Consider the following 15,687-nt stretch of genomic DNA (forward strand, 5'->3'; position numbering starts at 1 on the left):
AGGGGAAGCGACGGGGCGCGGCCGGACTTCAGTCGCGGCGCGCGATCAGATCGCTGAAGAGCTTATGTTCGCATTCCGGGTCGGAACACTTCTCGCAAGGCCATGACCATGAGACGGGCTTCGATTCGGACCCGCTTCGTGAGCCCGACGCACGCGCGCGGCCCTCGTTGCCCGCGATGGAATTGATGGCGTTCCACGCATTGGCCAGCCGCTCGCCGCCGCTGCCGTGCACCACGGCGTACGACAGCCTGGCGCCGGTGAGCGCGGCGCGCACCAGCGTGTCGGTCGGCTGGCGCGCATGCGGGCCGTCGCGCATGTCGTCGGCCACCCAGGGCAGGTCGAGCGCGGTGAGCAGCGTGATGGCGTAGCGCCGTTGCGCGGCAAGGGCGGCCTCGTGGAGCGAGGTGTCGGCGAACAGCTGCTCGCTGTAGACCGCCGTCATGAGCGCGGTGGTGTCGGCCACCACCACGCCCGAGGCCGCGGCGGCAGCGATGCGGCGCGTCTGCTCGTCGGCGATGGCTTGCTGTTCGTCGGGGCGCGGCGTGCGGCCTTCGCGCTCGCACCATTCGCGCAGGTACTCGCTCACCAGCGTGGTCGGCGTGCCGCGGTCCTGCAGGCGCTGCGCGATGGCGCGCGCGAGCTCGGTCTTGCCGGTGCTCTCGGCGCCCACGAGCGCAATCACGCAGCCGGCGGGCAGGCTGGGCGTCATGCGTGCGCCGCCTTCGTTGCCGTGCCTGGCAAGCGCTGGCGCCACGCCAGGTAGCCCGCCACGCTGAGCACCGCGAACACCGTGTACAGGCCCACGGTGAGCCACAGGCCCTTGTGGATGAAGAGACCCACGCTCACCACGTTCACCGCCAGCCAGATCAGCCAGTTCTCGATGAACTTGCGCCCGAGCAGGAACTGCCCGACCAGGCTCAGCCCGGTGGCGAAGCCGTCCCACCAGGGCACGTCGGTGTCGGTGAAGCGGCGCAGGAAGAGGGCGACCGCCGGCCATGCGAAGGCGCAGGCGGCCAGCGTGAGGGCAACGCCGCGCGGCGAGAGCCGGCTGACCTGCAAGGCGCTGCCGTCGGCGCGGTGGCCGCGCAGCCATTGCGCCCAGCCCCACAGGGCGACGAAAGCGAAGAAGACCTGGAGCGAGGCGTCGCCGTAGATGCGGGCCTTGGCGAACACCGCCATGTAGAGCAGCGAGCTGACGATGGCCAGCGGCCATCCCCAGTGGATCTCGCGCATGTTGCAGCCGACCATGGCCAGTGCCAACAGCGCGGCGACCAGCTCGAGCCAGCTGACGGGAGAGCCCCACAGCAGGAATGCGGGGGCCGAGAGAAGCTCGGTCATCAGCGGGCGCGGTCGTGAAGAAGGGGAGTCAGTGAGCGATCTGTACGAACACTTCGTTCGGCTTGACCATGCCGAGTTCCGCCCGCGCGCGTTCCTCGACCATCTCGAGGCCGTCCTTGAGGTCGTTGACCTCCGAGGTCAGGCGCTCGTTGTTCAGCGCGGCCTTGGCATTAGCGTCCTTCTGGTCGGCCAGCTTGGTGCGCAGCTGCGCCACGTCGCGCACGCTGCCGCGCCCGTTCCACAGCTGCCACTGCAGGACGGCCAGCAGGAGCAGCAGGATGATCGGTGGAACGAGGCGGGCGCGCATGACGCGGTCGGACGCAGCGCGTTTACTTCAGGTTGTAGAACGCGCCGCGGCCGGGGTACACGGCGATGTCGCCGAGGTCTTCTTCGATGCGCAGCAGCTGGTTGTACTTGGCGATGCGGTCCGAACGCGACAGCGAGCCGGTCTTGATCTGGCCGGCGTTGGTGCCCACGGCGATGTCGGCGATGGTGCTGTCCTCGGTTTCGCCCGAACGGTGCGAAATGACGGCGGTGTAGCCCGCGCGCTTGGCCATCTCGATGGCGGCGAAGGTCTCGGTCAGCGTGCCGATCTGATTGATCTTGATCAGGATCGAGTTGGCGATGCCCTTGTCGATGCCCTCTTGCAGGATTTTGGTGTTGGTGACGAACAGGTCGTCGCCCACCAGCTGCACGCGCTTGCCCAGGCGTTCGGTCAGGTGCTTCCAGCCGTCCCAGTCGCCTTCGTGCATGCCGTCTTCGATGCTGATGATCGGGTACTTGTCGACCCAGTTCGCGAGCATGTCGGTCCAGCTTTCGGCCGTGAGCGACAGGTTCTCGCCAGACAGCACGTACTTGCCGTCCTTGTAGAACTCGCTGGCCGCGCAATCGAGGCCCAGGGCGATCTGCTCGCCGGCGGTGTAGCCGGCCTTGTCGATGGCTTCCAGGATCAGCAGGATGGCCGCTTCATGGCTCTCCACGCTGGGAGCGAAGCCGCCTTCGTCGCCCACCGCCGTGCTGATGCCGCGGTCGCCCAGGATCTTCTTGAGTGCATGGAACACTTCGGCGCCGTAGCGCACGGCCTCGCGGAAGCTCTTGGCGCCCACGGGGATGATCATGAACTCCTGCAGGTCCAGGCTGTTGTTGGCGTGCGCGCCGCCGTTGATGACGTTCATCATCGGCACCGGCAGCTGCATGCCGCCCATGCCGCCGAAGTAGCGGTACAGCGGCAGGCCCGACTCTTCGGCCGCGGCGCGGGCCACGGCCATCGACACGGCGAGGGTGGCGTTGGCGCCCAGGCGGGCCTTGTTGTCGGTGCCGTCCAGGTCGATCATCGTGCGATCGAGGAAGGCCTGTTCGCTGGCGTCCAGGCCCAGCACGGCTTCCGAGATCTCGGTGTTGATGTTCTCCACGGCCTTGAGCACGCCCTTGCCGAGGTAGCGGCTCTTGTCGCCGTCGCGCAGCTCGATGGCTTCGCGCGAACCGGTCGACGCGCCCGAGGGCACGGCTGCGCGGCCCATGGTGCCCGACTCGAGCAGCACGTCGCATTCGACGGTGGGGTTGCCTCGGCTGTCGAGAATTTCGCGGCCGACGATGTCAACGATTGCACTCATCTTTTGTCTTTCTCTTTCTGTTCTCTTGGGCGGATAAATTGGGTCGCGGGAATCAGAGACCTTCGACCGCGATCATGTTCATGACGGCGGCGCCGGCACGCGCTTCGCGTGCCTTGAGGTACTCGGGCGTGTCGTAGAAGGCCTTGGCCTTCTCGAAGCTGGCGAATTTGAGCACGACGATGCGGGTGGGCTTCCAGTCGCCTTCCAGCGGCTGCACTTCGCCGCCGCGCACGCACACCTCGGCGCCGTGCGCCTGCATGGCAGCGCTCGACCACTTCTTGTATTCCTCGTACTGCGTCGGGTTGGTCACCTCGACGTGGGCGATGACGTAGCCGCTGCTCATGCCACGGCCTTCAACGACTTGTTGGTGCTGCCGGCGCCCTTGTCCTTGTGCTCGAGCGCCGCCTTGATGAAGGCGTTGAAGAGCGGGTGGCCGCCCCACGGGGTCGACTTGAACTCGGGGTGGAACTGCACGCCCATGAACCAGGGGTGCACGTCCTGCGGCAGCTCGACGATTTCGGTCAGGTGCTCGCGCTGCGTGAGCGCGGAGATCACGAGGCCGGCGTTGCGCAGCTCGTCCAGGTAGTTGACGTTGGCTTCATAGCGGTGGCGATGGCGCTCGGTGACCACGTCGCCGTAGATGCTGTGGGCCAGCGTGCCGGGCGTCACGTCGGAGCTCTGCGCGCCCAGGCGCATGGTGCCGCCGAGGTCGGACTTCTCGTCGCGCGTCTTCACGGTGCCGTCGCGGTCCTTCCACTCGGTGATCAGCGCGATCACGGGGGTGGGCGTCTCGGGGTCGAACTCGGTGCTGTTGGCGTTCTTCAGGCCGGCCACGTGGCGCGCGTACTCGATGGTGGCGACCTGCATGCCCAGGCAGATGCCCAGGTAGGGCACCTTGCCTTCGCGGGCGAAGCGCGCGGCCGAGATCTTGCCCTCGACACCGCGCTGGCCGAAGCCGCCGGGCACCAGGATGGCGTCGTACTTGGCCAGGCGCGAGACGTCCTGTGCGTTGATGGTCTCGGAGTCGATGTAGTCGATCTTCACGCGGGCATGGTTCTTCATGCCGGCGTGGCGCAGGGCTTCGTTCAGCGACTTGTAGCTGTCCGACAGGTCGACGTACTTGCCGACCATGGCGATCGACACTTCCTTTTGCGGATGCTCGACCTCGTAGACTAGGTCGTCCCAGCGCTGCAACTTGGCGGGCGGGGTGTTGATGCGCAGCTTGTCGCAGATCAGGCCGTCCAGGCCCTGTTCGTGCAGCATGCGGGGCACCTTGTAGATGGTGTCCACGTCCCACATGGAGATCACGCCCCATTCGGGCACGTTCGAGAACAGCGAGATCTTGGCGCGCTCGTCGTCGGGAATCGGGCGGTCGGCGCGGCACAGGAGCACGTCGGCCTGGATGCCGATGGCGCGCAGTTCCTTGGCGGTGTGCTGGGTGGGCTTGGTCTTGAGCTCGCCGGCGGCGGCGATCCAGGGCACGTAGCTCAGGTGCACGAAGGCCGAGTTGTTCGGGCCGTTGCGCAGGCTCATCTGGCGCACGGCCTCGAGGAAGGGCAGCGATTCGATGTCGCCCACGGTGCCGCCGATCTCGACGATGGCCACGTCGACCTCGTGCGAGGTGCCGATGCCGGCGCCGCGCTTGATGTATTCCTGGATCTCGTTGGTGATGTGCGGGATCACCTGCACCGTCTTGCCGAGGTAGTCGCCGCGGCGCTCCTTCTCGAGCACGGTCTTGTAGATCTGGCCGGTCGTGAAGTTGTTGGCCTTGCGCATGCGCGTGTTGATGAAGCGCTCGTAGTGGCCGAGGTCGAGGTCGGTCTCTGCGCCGTCATCGGTGACGAACACTTCCCCATGCTGGAAGGGCGACATCGTGCCGGGGTCGACATTGATGTACGGATCGAGCTTGATGAGGGTGACTTGGAGGCCGCGCGATTCGAGGATCGCGGCGAGCGAGGCGGAGGCGATTCCCTTGCCAAGGGAAGATACGACACCACCGGTGACGAAGACAAATTTGGTCATGCCAGTTCCGGACGCTGTGAATCCGGGCAGTGGGAAATTACGATTATAGGTGCGCCCTTTGCGGCACTTTGCGCCAAGGGCTTGTTGCCATTTGTTCGATGGCCTATGAGCAACAATACGGCCCATGCAAGATCTCGCCGGCAAACACATCGTTCTCGGTCTCACGGGCGGCATCGCCTGCTACAAGTCGGCCGAGCTGTGCCGCCTGTTCGTCAAGGCCGGCGCGACCGTCCAGGTCGTGATGACCGAGGCGGCGGAGCAGTTCATCACGCCCGTGACCATGCAGGCGCTGTCGGGGCGCACCGTCTACACCTCGCAGTGGGACACGCGCGAGCCCAACAACATGCCGCACATCAATCTGAGCCGCGAGGCCGATGCCATCGTGCTGGCGCCGTGCAGCGCCGACTTCATCGCGCGGCTGGTGCAGGGCCGCTCCGACGACCTGCTGAGCCTGATGTGCCTGGCCCGCCCGATGGATCGCATTCCGCTGCTGATCGCGCCCGCCATGAACCGCGAGATGTGGGCCCATCCCGCCACCCAGCGCAACCTGATGCAGGTGTCGGCCGACGGCGCCACCGTGCTGGGCGTGGGCAGCGGCTGGCAGGCCTGCGGCGAGACCGGCGACGGGCGCATGCTCGAACCGGCGCAGTTGCTCGAGGACATCACGGCGTTCTTCAGCCCCAAGCTGCTGGCGGGGCACAAGGTGCTGGTCACGGCCGGCCCGACCTTCGAGGCGCTCGACCCGATCCGCGGCATCACCAACCATTCGTCGGGAAAGATGGGCTTCGCCATTGCCCGCGCGGCCCGCGAGGCGGGCGCCGAGGTCACGCTGGTGGCCGGCCCGGTGCACCTGCCGACGCCGCGCGGCGTCACGCGGGTGGACGTGCTGTCGGCGCAGGACATGCTCGAGGCGACCACCCGTGCGGCCGAGTACGCTAGCATTTTTGTAGCAACGGCTGCGGTGGCCGACTGGCGCCCGGCGACGCAGAGCGACCAGAAGATCAAGAAGGACGGCAGCGGCAAGACGCCGGTGCTCGAGTTCGTCGAGAACGCCGACATCCTGCTGACCGTGGCGCGCAGCGAACGCGCCCAGTCCAGGAAGCTTTTCTGCGTGGGGTTCGCCGCCGAGAGCGAGAACCTCGTCGAGCACGCCAAGGCCAAGCGCCAGCGCAAGGGCATTCCGCTGCTGGTCGGCAACATCGGCCCGCTGGCCTTCGGGCAGGACGACAACGCGCTGCTGCTGGTGGACACCCACGGCGTGCGCGAGCTTCCCCGCGCACCCAAGCTCACGCTGGCGCGCGAGCTCATGACCGAAATCGCCGCACGACTTCCCGACTGGAGGGTCTGATGAACCTGAATCCCCAATGGAACACGCCGCCGAACGGCGACTTCGCCCGCTACGTCGAGCGGCTGTCGGCGCAAGCCGCGCTGCCCAAGCGGGCCGCGCGAGAGGGTGAGCCCGGGCTCGACGTGGGCATGACTCCCTCGCCCGGCCAGCAGGGGCCCGTGACGGCCGCCATGCAGCGCGCCGAGCAGCCGGGCATTCCCGGCATGCTCGGCTCGCCCAACGGCGAAGTGCCCAGGCGCGAACCCGGCTCCTTCGACCCCGCGCTGCTCAAGGTGCTGGGCGTCGTCGGCGCGCTGGTGTTCCTCGTGCTGTGGGCGGCCGGCGTGCCTTTCGGCGTGCTGGTGCTGCTGGCGGGCGTGACCCTCTGGCTCGGCAGGAAATTGAAGGGCGTGAAGCTTACCCCCGGCGTCGCCAAGTGGCAGCAGGTGCTCGAGGAAGCGGCACGCAAGCAAAGAGAACAGCAACACAAGCAAGGCAGCAAGTAAGTGAAAGTCGACGTCCGTATCCTCGATCCGCGCATGGTGGATCAATTGCCCGCGTATGCCACCCCCGGAAGCGCCGGCCTCGACCTGCGGGCGTGCCTGGACGCCCCCATCACGCTCGAGCCCAACGGCTGGCAGCTGGTGGGCACGGGCATCGCGATCCACCTGGGCGACCCGGCCTACGCCGCGATGATCCTTCCGCGCTCGGGCCTGGGCCACAAGCACGGCATCGTGCTGGGCAACCTGGTGGGCCTGATCGACAGCGACTACCAGGGCGAGCTGAAGATCAGCGCCTGGAACCGCAGCGACACCCCCTTCGTGCTGAACCCGATGGAGCGGCTGGCCCAGCTGGTGATCGTGCCGGTGGTGCAGGCGCAGTTTCGCGTGGTCACAGAATTTGCACCCACGCAACGCGGCGAGGGCGGCTACGGCTCCACGGGCAAGCATTGAAGCTCGAGGCCGCGCGATCCGGTCTGGTCCGCCTGGTTAGCTCGGTCCGCCCGGTTCCTTAAGGCCACCTGAGTTTCCGAGCGGTAAAGACCGGAACTGCGGCGGCACGCGGCGCTCGAAGGTTTCAGTGTGTGTTTTGCGTCATCGCGGCAAGGGCTGCGGCGTTAGTCACACGCAGGTGCATTCTTCGTGCACCGTTCTATCCGAGGAGCCTCTCAACATGAAGATTTCAATGCGCTTCGTTTCCGTCACCGCTTCCGTGCTGGCCGTGGCCACGCTCACGGCGTGCGTGGCACCGGCGCCGGTCTACCAGACCTCGCGCTATCCGTACCAGGCGCCCCCGCAGGCCATTCAGTACCAGGAAGCTTCCTACGTCGAATACGGCCACGTGGCCAACATCGAGGTGTTGCGCAGCGAAACCGCGGGCACCGGCACGAGCGGCGGCGGTGCCGTCGCCGGCGGCGTCATCGGCGGCGTGGTGGGCAACCAGTTCGGCCGGGGCAACGGCCGCGCCGCAGCCACCGCGCTGGGCATCGTGGGCGGTGCCCTGCTGGGCAACACCATCGAGGCACAGCAGAACGGCCCGCGTGCCTATGAAACCTACCGGGTGTCGGTGCAGACCGACCGTGGCGGCTACCGCGCGTTCGACGTGCAGAGCCCCGGCGACCTGCGCATCGGCGACCGCGTGCGCATCGACAACGGCCAGATCTCGCGCATGTAGCCGCAGCCCCTCGCGGGGAAGCGAGAAAGAAAAAGCCGGGCAATGCCCGGCTTTTTCATTGGCGCCCGCAGATGGTGTCGTCAGTGCAGCGTCTGGTTGCCCGGCGCCATTGGTGCCACCTTGAAGAAGCCCGTGCCCGCCGAGCCGCGGCCCACTTCTTCCTCCGTGGCTTCGCGCACCGAGCGCACCGTGATGTCGAGCCGGATCGCGATGCCCGCGAGCGGATGGTTGCCGTCGAGCACCAGGTGGTCGGGGTAGACCTCGGCCACCGTGTAGATCGTGTCCCGCGGGATCGCCTCGTTCACGCCCTTGGGCAGGGCGGAGCCGTCGAAGGTCATGCCTTCTTCTGTGCCTTCGGGGAAGAGCGAGCGCGGCTCGAGAAACAGCAACTGGTCGTTGAAGTCGCCGAAGCCCTGCTCGGGTTCGACCTGCAGCTGCACCCGTGCGCCGGGCTCATGGCCCTGCAGGGCGGCCTCGATCACGTCGAAGAGATCGTCGCCGCCGACCAGGAATTCAACCGGTTCGTCGAGCACGTCCAGCACGTCGCCGAGCGTGTCTTTCATTGTCCAGGTCAAGCCGACCACGCATTGTTCAGAGATTTCCATTGCAGAATTCTCCCATGGAGATTACACAACCGCTGCCGTTGCTCGGCGGCCTGAGCGCCGCGCAGTTCATGCGGCGGTACTGGCAGAAGAAACCCTTACTCGTCCGTCAGGCGATACCCGACATGGTGCCACCGATCGAGCGCGGCGAGTTGTTCGCGCTGGCCGAACGCGAGGACGTCGAGTCGCGGCTGATCCGGCATGGCAAGTCCGGCTGGTCCCTGAAGCACGGCCCGCTGGCCCGCCGGGCCCTGCCACCTCTGAAGCAGGCCGCCTGGACGCTGCTGGTGCAGGGCGTCGACCTGCACCATGACGGCATCCACGAACTGCTGCGCCAGTTCCGCTTCCTGCCCGACGCGCGCCTGGACGACCTGATGATCAGCTACGCGAGCGACACCGGCGGCGTGGGCGCGCATTTCGACAGTTACGACGTGTTTCTGCTGCAGGCGCACGGCCGCCGCCGCTGGTCCATCGGCAAGCAGAGCGACCTGCGGCTGCAGCCCGGCGTGCCGCTGAAGATCCTCGAGAACTTCGAGCCCGAGCAGACCTTCGTGCTCGAGCCCGGCGACATGCTCTACCTGCCGCCGCGCTACGCGCACGACGGCGTGGCCGTGGGCGACGACTGCATGACGTATTCCATCGGCCTGCGTTCGTCGGCACTGGGCGAGCTGGGCGCCGACCTGCTCGCGCGCATGTCGCAGGCCTACGCGGAAGACCTCGAGGACGCCGGCCCCGCCGAGCTCGCGCGCTACCGCGACCCGTCGCAGCCGGCCGTCGATGCGCCGGCCCGCATGCCCGCCGCGCTGCAGGGCTTCGCGCGCAAGGCCGTGGAGGCCGCGCTGCGCGACGCCGATGCGGTCGACCGCGCGCTCGGTGAATCGCTCACCGAGCCCAAGGCCAACGTGTGGTTCGGCGAGGGCGGCGAGATGCCCGAGGCACCGCGGCGCGCGGCGCTCGACCGCCGCACGCGCATGCTCTACGACGATCGCCACATCTACATCAACGGCGAGAGCTTTCGCGCCGGCGGCGCCGATGCCACGCTGATGCGCAAGCTGGCCGACCAGCGCGCGCTGGGTGCGCGCGAACTCGCGCGCGCGAGCGAAGGCGCGCTCGCGTTGCTCGACGAGTGGTGCGAGGCAGGGTGGCTCCATGCCGAATGAAGACCCGGCGGCGGCGTTGAGCGAAGGGCGCTTCGACGGCCGCGAGGCCTTCGACACGGTCCTTCGCGGCGCGCTGTCGGCCGCGGCACAGCAAGGCTGGAAGGAGATCGTCTTCAGCGACCCCGACTTCGCCGACTGGCCGCTGGGCGAGCGCGCCAGCATCGAGGCCCTGCAGGCCTGGTCGGCGAGCGGTCGGCGCCTGGTGCTGCTGGCGCAGCGCTTCGACGTGCTCGAGCGCGCGCATGCGCGCTTCGTGCCCTGGCGGCGCATGTGGGACCACATCATCGAATGCCGCGCCACCGGCAAGGCCCCGGGCGCCGAAGTGCCCAGCGCCATCTGGACGCCCACATGGTTCGTGCATCGCATCGACCCCGAGCGCAGCCGGGGCGTGAGCGGCACCGACGCCGCATCGCGCCGCGCGTTGCGCGAGACCATCGACGAGTGCTGGCGCCTCGCGCGGCCCGCCTTTCCCGCATCGACGCTCGGCTTGTAAGCCAATGCCGCGAATGCGGCCCTCAGACACATTCGCTCCGGAATGCAGGTCTAGAATTTTTTCGTTCCAGACCTTCATTGCCAAAGGAGATTCCATGAAGAAGTCAACGTCCGTCCTGGTTGCCTCGCTGATTGCCGCTGCCGCGCTCGTCGCCTGCGGAAAGAAGGAGGACGCCGCGCCGGCGGTTGTGACGCCGCCTCCTGCGCCCGTGACCGAACCCGCACCGGCGCCTGCCGCACCGGCCGCCGCGCCTTCCGCCGACTCGGGCGCGATGGCACCGGCGCCAGGCGCTTCGTCGGCACTCGATGCCGCGAACGCAGCCACCGAGGCCGCGAAGAAGAACGAAGCGCCCAAGCAGTAAGAGCTGCCAGGCATCCGCCATGAAGAAAGCCGCCATGAGGCGGCTTTTTTTCGTGGCATCGGGCCCGCTGTTTCAGTCGGCTCGACTCACACGTCGAGCCAGGGTGAGCCCTCGGCCGCGGTGGCGGTGAGCATCTCGGCCTCTTCGCCGCCCAATGCCTCGGCCATCATCCGGCGCACGATCTCGGGCCGGTTGTTCTGTTCGCTCAGGTGCGCCGCGACCACGTGCCGCAAACCGTCGTGCAACACGGCGCGCGCGATCTCCGCCGCGGCCGTGTTCGACAGGTGCCCGTAGTTGCCGCCCACGCGATGCTTCAGGAAGGCAGGGTAGGCCGAGTTGGCCAGCAGGTCGCTGTCGTGGTTGAACTCGAGCAGCAGCGCGTGCACGCCGCTCAGGCGGGCCAGCACATGGGCCGTGGCATGCCCGAGGTCGGTGAGCACGCCGAGCGTGCGATTGCCGTCGGTGCAACGCAGCTGCAAGGGCTCGCGCGCGTCATGCGGCACGGTGAAGGGCTGCACGCCGATGTCGCCGACCGCAAACTCCGCATCGTCGCGCGCCAGGTTCAGCATGCCTTCGAAATCGCGCCCGCCCGTGGCGAGCCACGTGCCTTCGCTCATCCAGACGGGAATGCGGTTGCGGCGAGCGAGCGAATGGGCACAGCCGATGTGGTCGCCATGCTCGTGGGTCACGAAGACCGCATCGATGTCGCCGGCGACCAGGCCCGCTTGTGCGAGCCGCAGGTCGAGTTGCTTGAGGCCGAAGCCGCAGTCGACCAGAAGGCGGGAGGTGCGGCCGGCGCTGGTCGCTTCGACCAGCGCGGCATTGCCCGTGCTGCCGCTGCCGAGGCTTCGGAAGCGGAGCATGCGGGTTACTTCAGGTCGTCTGCGATGACCTTGACGATGCGCTCGGCGTTGGCCGATGCGACCGGTGCGCCGGCATCGTTGAGCACCGACACCGTCGAGGCTTCGCCCTGGCTCTTGACCGAGATGCGGAACTTGATCGGTGCTTCGTCCTTGGGCGAGCCGCTGAACAGCTTGCCGAAGAAGCCGGGCTCCTTCTTGTCGGGGTTCGGCGTCACGTAGCGCACGTAGTACACGCCAGCGCTGCGGTCGCGGTCTTCCACGGTGAAGCCGGTGCGGTCGAGCGCCAGGCCGACGCGGCGCCATGCGCGGTCGAAGCCTTCGCTGATCTGCACGACCGGCTGGCCGCCGACGTTGGCGACAGTGGCGGTCCTGGTCGGGGCGGTGGTGGCCGCCAGGATCTTCGACTGCTCCTGCGACACGCCGAGCTTGACCATCAGGCGGCGCAGGAATTCGGTCTCGAGTTCAGGGTCGCTCGGACGCGGCTGCCACACGGTCTGGTCCTGGCGCGAGTTGTTGTAGACCTCCTGCATGCCGCGGTGGCTCACGAAGATCTCGGTGCCGGTGGGCGTGCGTTCCAGGCGGGTGCGGAAGCGGTCGAGTTCGCCGGTCGAGTAGACCGAGTCGACCAGCTTGCCCAGCGTGCCGCGGATGATGTCCTGCGGCAGCTTGGCGCGGTTCTCGGCCCAGTCGGTTTCCATGATGCCCAGGTTGCGCTGCTCGGTGGTCAGCAGGAAACCGCTTTCCTGCCAGAAGTCCTTCACCGGGTCCCAGAGCTGGTCGGGCGAGCGGTTGATGACGATCCAGCGCTGCGTGCCCGAGCGCTCCATGCGCACGTCGCCGAGGGTGCTCACGGCAGTGGGCACGCCCGGTGCGTTGGCCACGCCGGCCTGGTAGGCGTTGGCGGTCACGGCGCCGCCGGGGACGGCGTAGCGGTTGTCGCGCGACAGCTGGGACAGGTCAGGCGGGACCTCGAGCGTCGGGGCCTTGCCGGCGCTCTTGTAGTCGATCTTGTCGCTCTCGAGGACGGAGCAGGCGGCGAGGCTGGCAACGAGGGCCAGCAGTGCAAGTCGCGAAAGGTTCTTCAACGTCTTCTTCCTTGTTGGAATGGTTCGGTCAATCTAGGGGCCGCAGTGCCCGCCCTCTCTGAGCACGGTTCGGGCAAAAGGTTGCTTAACCTTGCTGCGGCCAGGGAAAAGGCAGGTCCGGAACGGGTGCGGAAGCGCTCAACCCTTGAGCAGGCCGGTGGCGCGCAGGGCGCCCTCGACCGCGGGGCGGCTCGCTTCGCCGAGTTCGGTGAGCGGCAGGCGCAGGGTGCCACCGCACAGGCCGAGTCGCGCCATGGCCCACTTCAGCGGGATCGGGTTGGGCTCGACGAACAGGTTCCGGTGCAGCGGCATGAGCTCGAACTGGATCTCCATGGCCCGCTTGACGTCGCCCGCCAGCGCGGCCACGCACAGTTCGTGCATTTTGCGCGGCGCGATATTGGCCGTGACGCTGATGTTGCCCTGGCCGCCGCAGAGCATGAGCGCGACCGCGGTCGGGTCGTCGCCGGAGTAGACGGCAAAGTTCTTCGGCACGTCGCGAATGAGCCACTGGGCCCGCTCGATGTTGCCGGTGGCTTCCTTGATGCCGATGATGCCGGGCACCTGCGTGAGGCGCAGCACGGTGTCGTGCGCCATATCGGCCACGGTGCGACCGGGCACGTTGTACAGCACGATGGGCAGGTCGCCCACGGCCTCGGCGATGGCCTTGAAGTGCTGGTACTGGCCTTCTTGCGTCGGCTTGTTGTAGTAGGGCACGACCTGGAGCTGCGAGTCGGCGCCCACGCCCTTGGCGAACTTGGCGAGCTCGATGGCTTCCTTGGTCGAGTTCGCGCCGCAGCCGGCCATCACGGGCACGCGGCCCTTGGCTTGCTCGACGGATACGCGGATGATTTCGCAGTGCTCTTCGACGTCGACCGTCGGCGATTCGCCGGTGGTCCCGACCACGCCGAGGCAGTCGGTGCCTTCGTCGATGTGCCAGTCGATGAGACGCCGCAGGGCGGGGTAGTCGACACTGCCGTCGTCATGCATCGGCGTGACGAGCGCGACGATGCTGCCTGTCAGTTGCTCCAAGGGGGAATCTCTTTGTCGGTGGACGAAAGCGCCGATTCTACTTACTCCGGGGCCCCGCCAGACAGCCGCCCCGGCCCCCTCAGTTTCCCTTAAGGAGGTGGCGGGGCGCCGCCGCGGCGGCTTCCAGGGCGGGCCGCACGGCCGCAATGCGCTGCACGAAGCGGGCCGGTTCGGCCATGAACCCGTCCTCGTAGGCCACCGCGCGCAAGCCCGCACAGGCCGCGAGCAACTCGCCGGGCTGCAGCAGGAAATCGGGCCGCGAGGGCTTGCCGACGCTCTCGTTGCCCGCTGCGAAGGTCTCGTAGAGCAGCACGCCGCCGGGCGCCACGGCGGCCACGATGTCGGCCATGCGCGCGCGCCAGAGGTAGTTGGTGACGACCACCGCGCCGAAGACCTGTCCGGCGAAGGGCCAGGCGCCCGACTCGATGTCCGCCTCGACGGTGCGCCCGAAGGCCCCCGCCGTCGCCAGCGCCTCGGCCGAGCGGTCGACCCCGGTCACCGCGTGCCCCCGGCCGGCGAACCACCGCATGTGGCGCCCGGCGCCGCAGGCCACGTCGAGCACGGTGGCCTCGGGCGCCAGCAGGTGTGACCAGCGGACCACCCATTCGGAGGGCGCGGACAGGCCGTGGACCGGCGCAAGCTCTTTCATTTCAATCGGACCTTCAGGCTTCAGGGGTTCAGGGGTTCAGGGGTTCAGGGATTCAGGGATTCAGGGGTTCAGGGATTCAGAAACACGACCAGATCTGGTCGACCAGCGTCACCAGGAACGCCGGGTGCACGTACATCGCGAACACGCCGCCCAGCACCGCCGCCGCGGCGGCAAGCCAGCCGGCGTGGACGATGTGCTGGCGCCGTTGCGGTGTCATGGGCCGGTTGTAGCGCAATCAGCCCGCCGCGCCCAGCGGCTGCGGTGCGCGCGCAATGGCGTTTTCCTTCACCGGCAGGTTGATCAGCGCCGCGAACACGCCCAGCGCGATCGAGATGTACCAGACGATGTCGTAGCTGCCCGTGGTGTCGTACAGGTAGCCGCCCAGCCACACGCCCAGGAACGAGCCCACCTGGTGGCTCAGAAACACGAAGCCGCTGAGCATCGACAGATGCGCCACGCCGAAGATGCCCGCCACGATGGCGTTGGTGGCCGGCACCGTCGACAGCCACAGGAAGCCCATGGCGGCGGAGAACACGTACACGCTCGTCGGCGAGAGCGGCGCCAGCAGGAACAGCGCGATCGACACCGCCCGCGCGAAGTAGATCGCCGCGAGGATCTTCCGCTTGGCCAGCTTCTGCCCCAGCAGCCCGACCGTGTACGTGCCGAACACGTTGAACAGGCCGATCAGCGCCAGCGCGTAGCCCGCCACCTCGGCCGGCAGCGCGCGGTCGCGCAGGTAGGTCGGCATGTGGATGCCGATGAAGGCGAGCTGGAAGCCGCAGACGAAGTAGCCCGCCATCAGCAGCCCGAAGCTCGGGTAGCGAAACGCCTCGCCCACAGCCTGCAGCACCGACTGCTCGCGGTGCCCGGCCAGCGCCGCGGTCTTGGGTTCGCGCAGCCCGAAGGCCAGCGGAATGATCACCAGCACCAGCACCGCCACCACCGCCAGCGCGCTCTGCCAACCCATGCTCCCGATCAGTCGGCCTTCGATGGGCGCCATCAGGAACTGCCCGAACGAGCCGGCCGCGGCGGCCACGCCCATCGCCCACGAGCGCCGCTCGGCCGGAATCTGCCGCCCGATCACGCCGTAGATCACCGCGTAGGTCGAGCCCGCCTGCGCCGCACCGATCAGCACGCCGGCGCTCAGCGTGAACAGCAGCGGCGTCGGCGAATGCGCCATGCCGAACAGCCCCAGCGCATAGAGCACCGAGCCGCCGATCAGCACCCGGAACGCGCCGAAGCGGTCGGCCAGCATGCCCGCGAACACGCCGAAGATGCCCCAGGAGAGGTTCTGCACGGCCAGCGCGAACGAGAAGGTCTGGCGGCTCCAGTCCTGCGCCTGCGTGATGGGCTGCAGCCAGAGGCCGAAGCCGTGGCGGATGCCCATGGAGAGCGTGACGATCATCGCCCCGCACAACAGGACTTGCTTGATCGAAAGAGTGGAGGCGGGGGCTTGCATGGCGTCGAATGT

20 protein-coding genes are annotated in these 15,687 nt (G+C 67.9%); 7 read left to right on the forward strand and 13 right to left on the reverse strand.

What is annotated here, in order from left to right; genetic code table 11:
* Nucleotides 1-28: 28 nt before the first annotated feature.
* Genes BM004_RS19110 through BM004_RS19135 form a run of 6 tightly spaced genes read right to left on the reverse strand, consistent with a single transcriptional unit; the run spans nucleotide 29 to nucleotide 4,973 of the window.
* Nucleotides 29-709, reverse strand: coding sequence for an AAA family ATPase (locus BM004_RS19110; RefSeq protein WP_093129607.1), 681 nt, complete (start codon nucleotides 707-709; stop codon nucleotides 29-31).
* The gene (gene pnuC, locus BM004_RS19115) at nucleotides 706-1,338 is read right to left on the reverse strand and encodes a nicotinamide riboside transporter PnuC (RefSeq protein ID WP_093215820.1); all 633 of its coding nucleotides are present in this window, start codon (nucleotides 1,336-1,338) and stop codon (nucleotides 706-708) included. Before pnuC ends, BM004_RS19110 begins: the two co-directional genes overlap by 4 nt.
* A gap of 28 nt (nucleotides 1,339-1,366) precedes the next feature.
* Nucleotides 1,367-1,645 (reverse strand): cell division protein FtsB, encoded by a 279-nt coding sequence (gene ftsB, locus BM004_RS19120; RefSeq protein ID WP_093129609.1) that lies wholly within the window; start codon nucleotides 1,643-1,645, stop codon nucleotides 1,367-1,369.
* A gap of 22 nt (nucleotides 1,646-1,667) precedes the next feature.
* Complete coding sequence (eno, locus tag BM004_RS19125; protein WP_093129610.1) at nucleotides 1,668-2,951, reverse strand: phosphopyruvate hydratase; 1,284 nt, start codon at nucleotides 2,949-2,951, stop codon at nucleotides 1,668-1,670.
* Between the two features lie 52 nt (nucleotides 2,952-3,003).
* Entirely contained in the window at nucleotides 3,004-3,294 is a 291-nt protein-coding gene (locus BM004_RS19130; RefSeq protein ID WP_093129611.1) for a DUF1330 domain-containing protein, read from the reverse strand.
* Nucleotides 3,291-4,973: a CTP synthase gene (locus BM004_RS19135; protein ID WP_093129612.1), complete on the reverse strand. Its 1,683-nt coding sequence runs from the start codon at nucleotides 4,971-4,973 to the stop codon at nucleotides 3,291-3,293. The genes BM004_RS19130 and BM004_RS19135 overlap by 4 nt, the downstream gene beginning before the upstream one ends.
* Before the next feature lie 124 nt (nucleotides 4,974-5,097).
* On the opposite strand from BM004_RS19135, the gene coaBC reads away from it, so the two are divergent.
* From coaBC to BM004_RS19155, 4 genes are all read left to right on the forward strand, one after another.
* Nucleotides 5,098-6,321 carry a bifunctional phosphopantothenoylcysteine decarboxylase/phosphopantothenate--cysteine ligase CoaBC gene (coaBC, locus tag BM004_RS19140; protein ID WP_093215823.1) on the forward strand — a complete coding sequence of 408 codons (1,224 nt, stop codon included), beginning with the start codon at nucleotides 5,098-5,100 and terminating at the stop codon, nucleotides 6,319-6,321.
* On the forward strand, nucleotides 6,321-6,806 hold the full coding sequence (locus tag BM004_RS19145; RefSeq protein WP_256219955.1) for a hypothetical protein: 486 nt from the start codon (nucleotides 6,321-6,323) through the stop codon (nucleotides 6,804-6,806). Before coaBC ends, BM004_RS19145 begins: the two co-directional genes overlap by 1 nt.
* Nucleotides 6,807-7,253, forward strand: coding sequence for a dUTP diphosphatase (gene dut / locus BM004_RS19150; protein ID WP_093129614.1), 447 nt, complete (start codon nucleotides 6,807-6,809; stop codon nucleotides 7,251-7,253).
* A gap of 220 nt (nucleotides 7,254-7,473) precedes the next feature.
* Nucleotides 7,474-7,974 (forward strand): outer membrane lipoprotein, encoded by a 501-nt coding sequence (locus BM004_RS19155; RefSeq protein WP_093129615.1) that lies wholly within the window; start codon nucleotides 7,474-7,476, stop codon nucleotides 7,972-7,974.
* Between the two features lie 80 nt (nucleotides 7,975-8,054).
* Here the strand turns inward: BM004_RS19155 and BM004_RS19160 are convergent, their stop codons facing one another.
* Nucleotides 8,055-8,579, reverse strand: coding sequence for an FKBP-type peptidyl-prolyl cis-trans isomerase (locus tag BM004_RS19160; RefSeq protein ID WP_093129616.1), 525 nt, complete (start codon nucleotides 8,577-8,579; stop codon nucleotides 8,055-8,057).
* A gap of 14 nt (nucleotides 8,580-8,593) precedes the next feature.
* On the opposite strand from BM004_RS19160, the gene BM004_RS19165 reads away from it, so the two are divergent.
* From BM004_RS19165 to BM004_RS19175, 3 genes are all read left to right on the forward strand, one after another.
* Nucleotides 8,594-9,736: a JmjC domain-containing protein gene (locus BM004_RS19165; RefSeq protein ID WP_093215825.1), complete on the forward strand. Its 1,143-nt coding sequence runs from the start codon at nucleotides 8,594-8,596 to the stop codon at nucleotides 9,734-9,736.
* Nucleotides 9,726-10,229, forward strand: a complete 504-nt coding sequence (locus BM004_RS19170; RefSeq protein WP_093215828.1) for a hypothetical protein — start codon at nucleotides 9,726-9,728, stop codon at nucleotides 10,227-10,229. The genes BM004_RS19165 and BM004_RS19170 overlap by 11 nt, the downstream gene beginning before the upstream one ends.
* 94 nt (nucleotides 10,230-10,323) lie before the next feature.
* Nucleotides 10,324-10,590 carry a hypothetical protein gene (locus BM004_RS19175; protein WP_093129619.1) on the forward strand — a complete coding sequence of 89 codons (267 nt, stop codon included), beginning with the start codon at nucleotides 10,324-10,326 and terminating at the stop codon, nucleotides 10,588-10,590.
* Nucleotides 10,591-10,676: 86 nt separating this feature from the next.
* On the opposite strand, the gene BM004_RS19180 is transcribed toward BM004_RS19175, so the two are convergent.
* From BM004_RS19180 to BM004_RS19200, 6 genes are all read right to left on the reverse strand, one after another.
* Complete coding sequence (locus BM004_RS19180; protein ID WP_093215830.1) at nucleotides 10,677-11,453, reverse strand: MBL fold metallo-hydrolase; 777 nt, start codon at nucleotides 11,451-11,453, stop codon at nucleotides 10,677-10,679.
* 5 nt (nucleotides 11,454-11,458) lie between these two features.
* Complete coding sequence (bamC, locus tag BM004_RS19185) at nucleotides 11,459-12,538, reverse strand: outer membrane protein assembly factor BamC (RefSeq protein ID WP_093129621.1); 1,080 nt, start codon at nucleotides 12,536-12,538, stop codon at nucleotides 11,459-11,461.
* A gap of 138 nt (nucleotides 12,539-12,676) precedes the next feature.
* The gene (gene dapA / locus BM004_RS19190) at nucleotides 12,677-13,603 is read right to left on the reverse strand and encodes a 4-hydroxy-tetrahydrodipicolinate synthase (RefSeq protein ID WP_371270109.1); all 927 of its coding nucleotides are present in this window, start codon (nucleotides 13,601-13,603) and stop codon (nucleotides 12,677-12,679) included.
* Nucleotides 13,604-13,646: 43 nt separating this feature from the next.
* The gene (locus tag BM004_RS19195) at nucleotides 13,647-14,216 is read right to left on the reverse strand and encodes a class I SAM-dependent methyltransferase (RefSeq protein ID WP_093215833.1); all 570 of its coding nucleotides are present in this window, start codon (nucleotides 14,214-14,216) and stop codon (nucleotides 13,647-13,649) included.
* Between the two features lie 76 nt (nucleotides 14,217-14,292).
* A complete protein-coding gene (locus BM004_RS41465; RefSeq protein WP_177206538.1) occupies nucleotides 14,293-14,433 on the reverse strand; it encodes a hypothetical protein in 141 nt (46 codons plus the stop codon).
* An 18-nt stretch (nucleotides 14,434-14,451) separates the two neighbouring features.
* Nucleotides 14,452-15,675, reverse strand: a complete 1,224-nt coding sequence (locus BM004_RS19200) for an MFS transporter (protein ID WP_093215835.1) — start codon at nucleotides 15,673-15,675, stop codon at nucleotides 14,452-14,454.
* Between the last annotated feature and the right edge of the window lie 12 nt (nucleotides 15,676-15,687).

Source organism: Variovorax sp. OK212, assembly GCF_900112425.1.
Classification (GTDB): domain Bacteria; phylum Pseudomonadota; class Gammaproteobacteria; order Burkholderiales; family Burkholderiaceae_C; genus Variovorax.

Coding starts and splice junctions, on each gene's coding strand:
- BM004_RS19110 (WP_093129607.1), bottom strand. CDS start 709: ATGACGCCCAGCCTGCCCGCCGGCTGCGTGATTGCGCTCGTGGGCGCC.
- pnuC (WP_093215820.1), bottom strand. CDS start 1,338: ATGACCGAGCTTCTCTCGGCCCCCGCATTCCTGCTGTGGGGCTCTCCC.
- ftsB (WP_093129609.1), bottom strand. CDS start 1,645: ATGCGCGCCCGCCTCGTTCCACCGATCATCCTGCTGCTCCTGCTGGCC.
- eno (WP_093129610.1), bottom strand. CDS start 2,951: ATGAGTGCAATCGTTGACATCGTCGGCCGCGAAATTCTCGACAGCCGA.
- BM004_RS19130 (WP_093129611.1), bottom strand. CDS start 3,294: ATGAGCAGCGGCTACGTCATCGCCCACGTCGAGGTGACCAACCCGACG.
- BM004_RS19135 (WP_093129612.1), bottom strand. CDS start 4,973: ATGACCAAATTTGTCTTCGTCACCGGTGGTGTCGTATCTTCCCTTGGC.
- coaBC (WP_093215823.1), top strand. CDS start 5,098: ATGCAAGATCTCGCCGGCAAACACATCGTTCTCGGTCTCACGGGCGGC.
- BM004_RS19145 (WP_256219955.1), top strand. CDS start 6,321: ATGAACCTGAATCCCCAATGGAACACGCCGCCGAACGGCGACTTCGCC.
- BM004_RS19155 (WP_093129615.1), top strand. CDS start 7,474: ATGAAGATTTCAATGCGCTTCGTTTCCGTCACCGCTTCCGTGCTGGCC.
- BM004_RS19160 (WP_093129616.1), bottom strand. CDS start 8,579: ATGGAAATCTCTGAACAATGCGTGGTCGGCTTGACCTGGACAATGAAA.
- BM004_RS19165 (WP_093215825.1), top strand. CDS start 8,594: ATGGAGATTACACAACCGCTGCCGTTGCTCGGCGGCCTGAGCGCCGCG.
- BM004_RS19170 (WP_093215828.1), top strand. CDS start 9,726: ATGCCGAATGAAGACCCGGCGGCGGCGTTGAGCGAAGGGCGCTTCGAC.
- BM004_RS19175 (WP_093129619.1), top strand. CDS start 10,324: ATGAAGAAGTCAACGTCCGTCCTGGTTGCCTCGCTGATTGCCGCTGCC.
- BM004_RS19180 (WP_093215830.1), bottom strand. CDS start 11,453: ATGCTCCGCTTCCGAAGCCTCGGCAGCGGCAGCACGGGCAATGCCGCG.
- BM004_RS19195 (WP_093215833.1), bottom strand. CDS start 14,216: ATGAAAGAGCTTGCGCCGGTCCACGGCCTGTCCGCGCCCTCCGAATGG.
- BM004_RS41465 (WP_177206538.1), bottom strand. CDS start 14,433: ATGACACCGCAACGGCGCCAGCACATCGTCCACGCCGGCTGGCTTGCC.
- BM004_RS19200 (WP_093215835.1), bottom strand. CDS start 15,675: ATGCAAGCCCCCGCCTCCACTCTTTCGATCAAGCAAGTCCTGTTGTGC.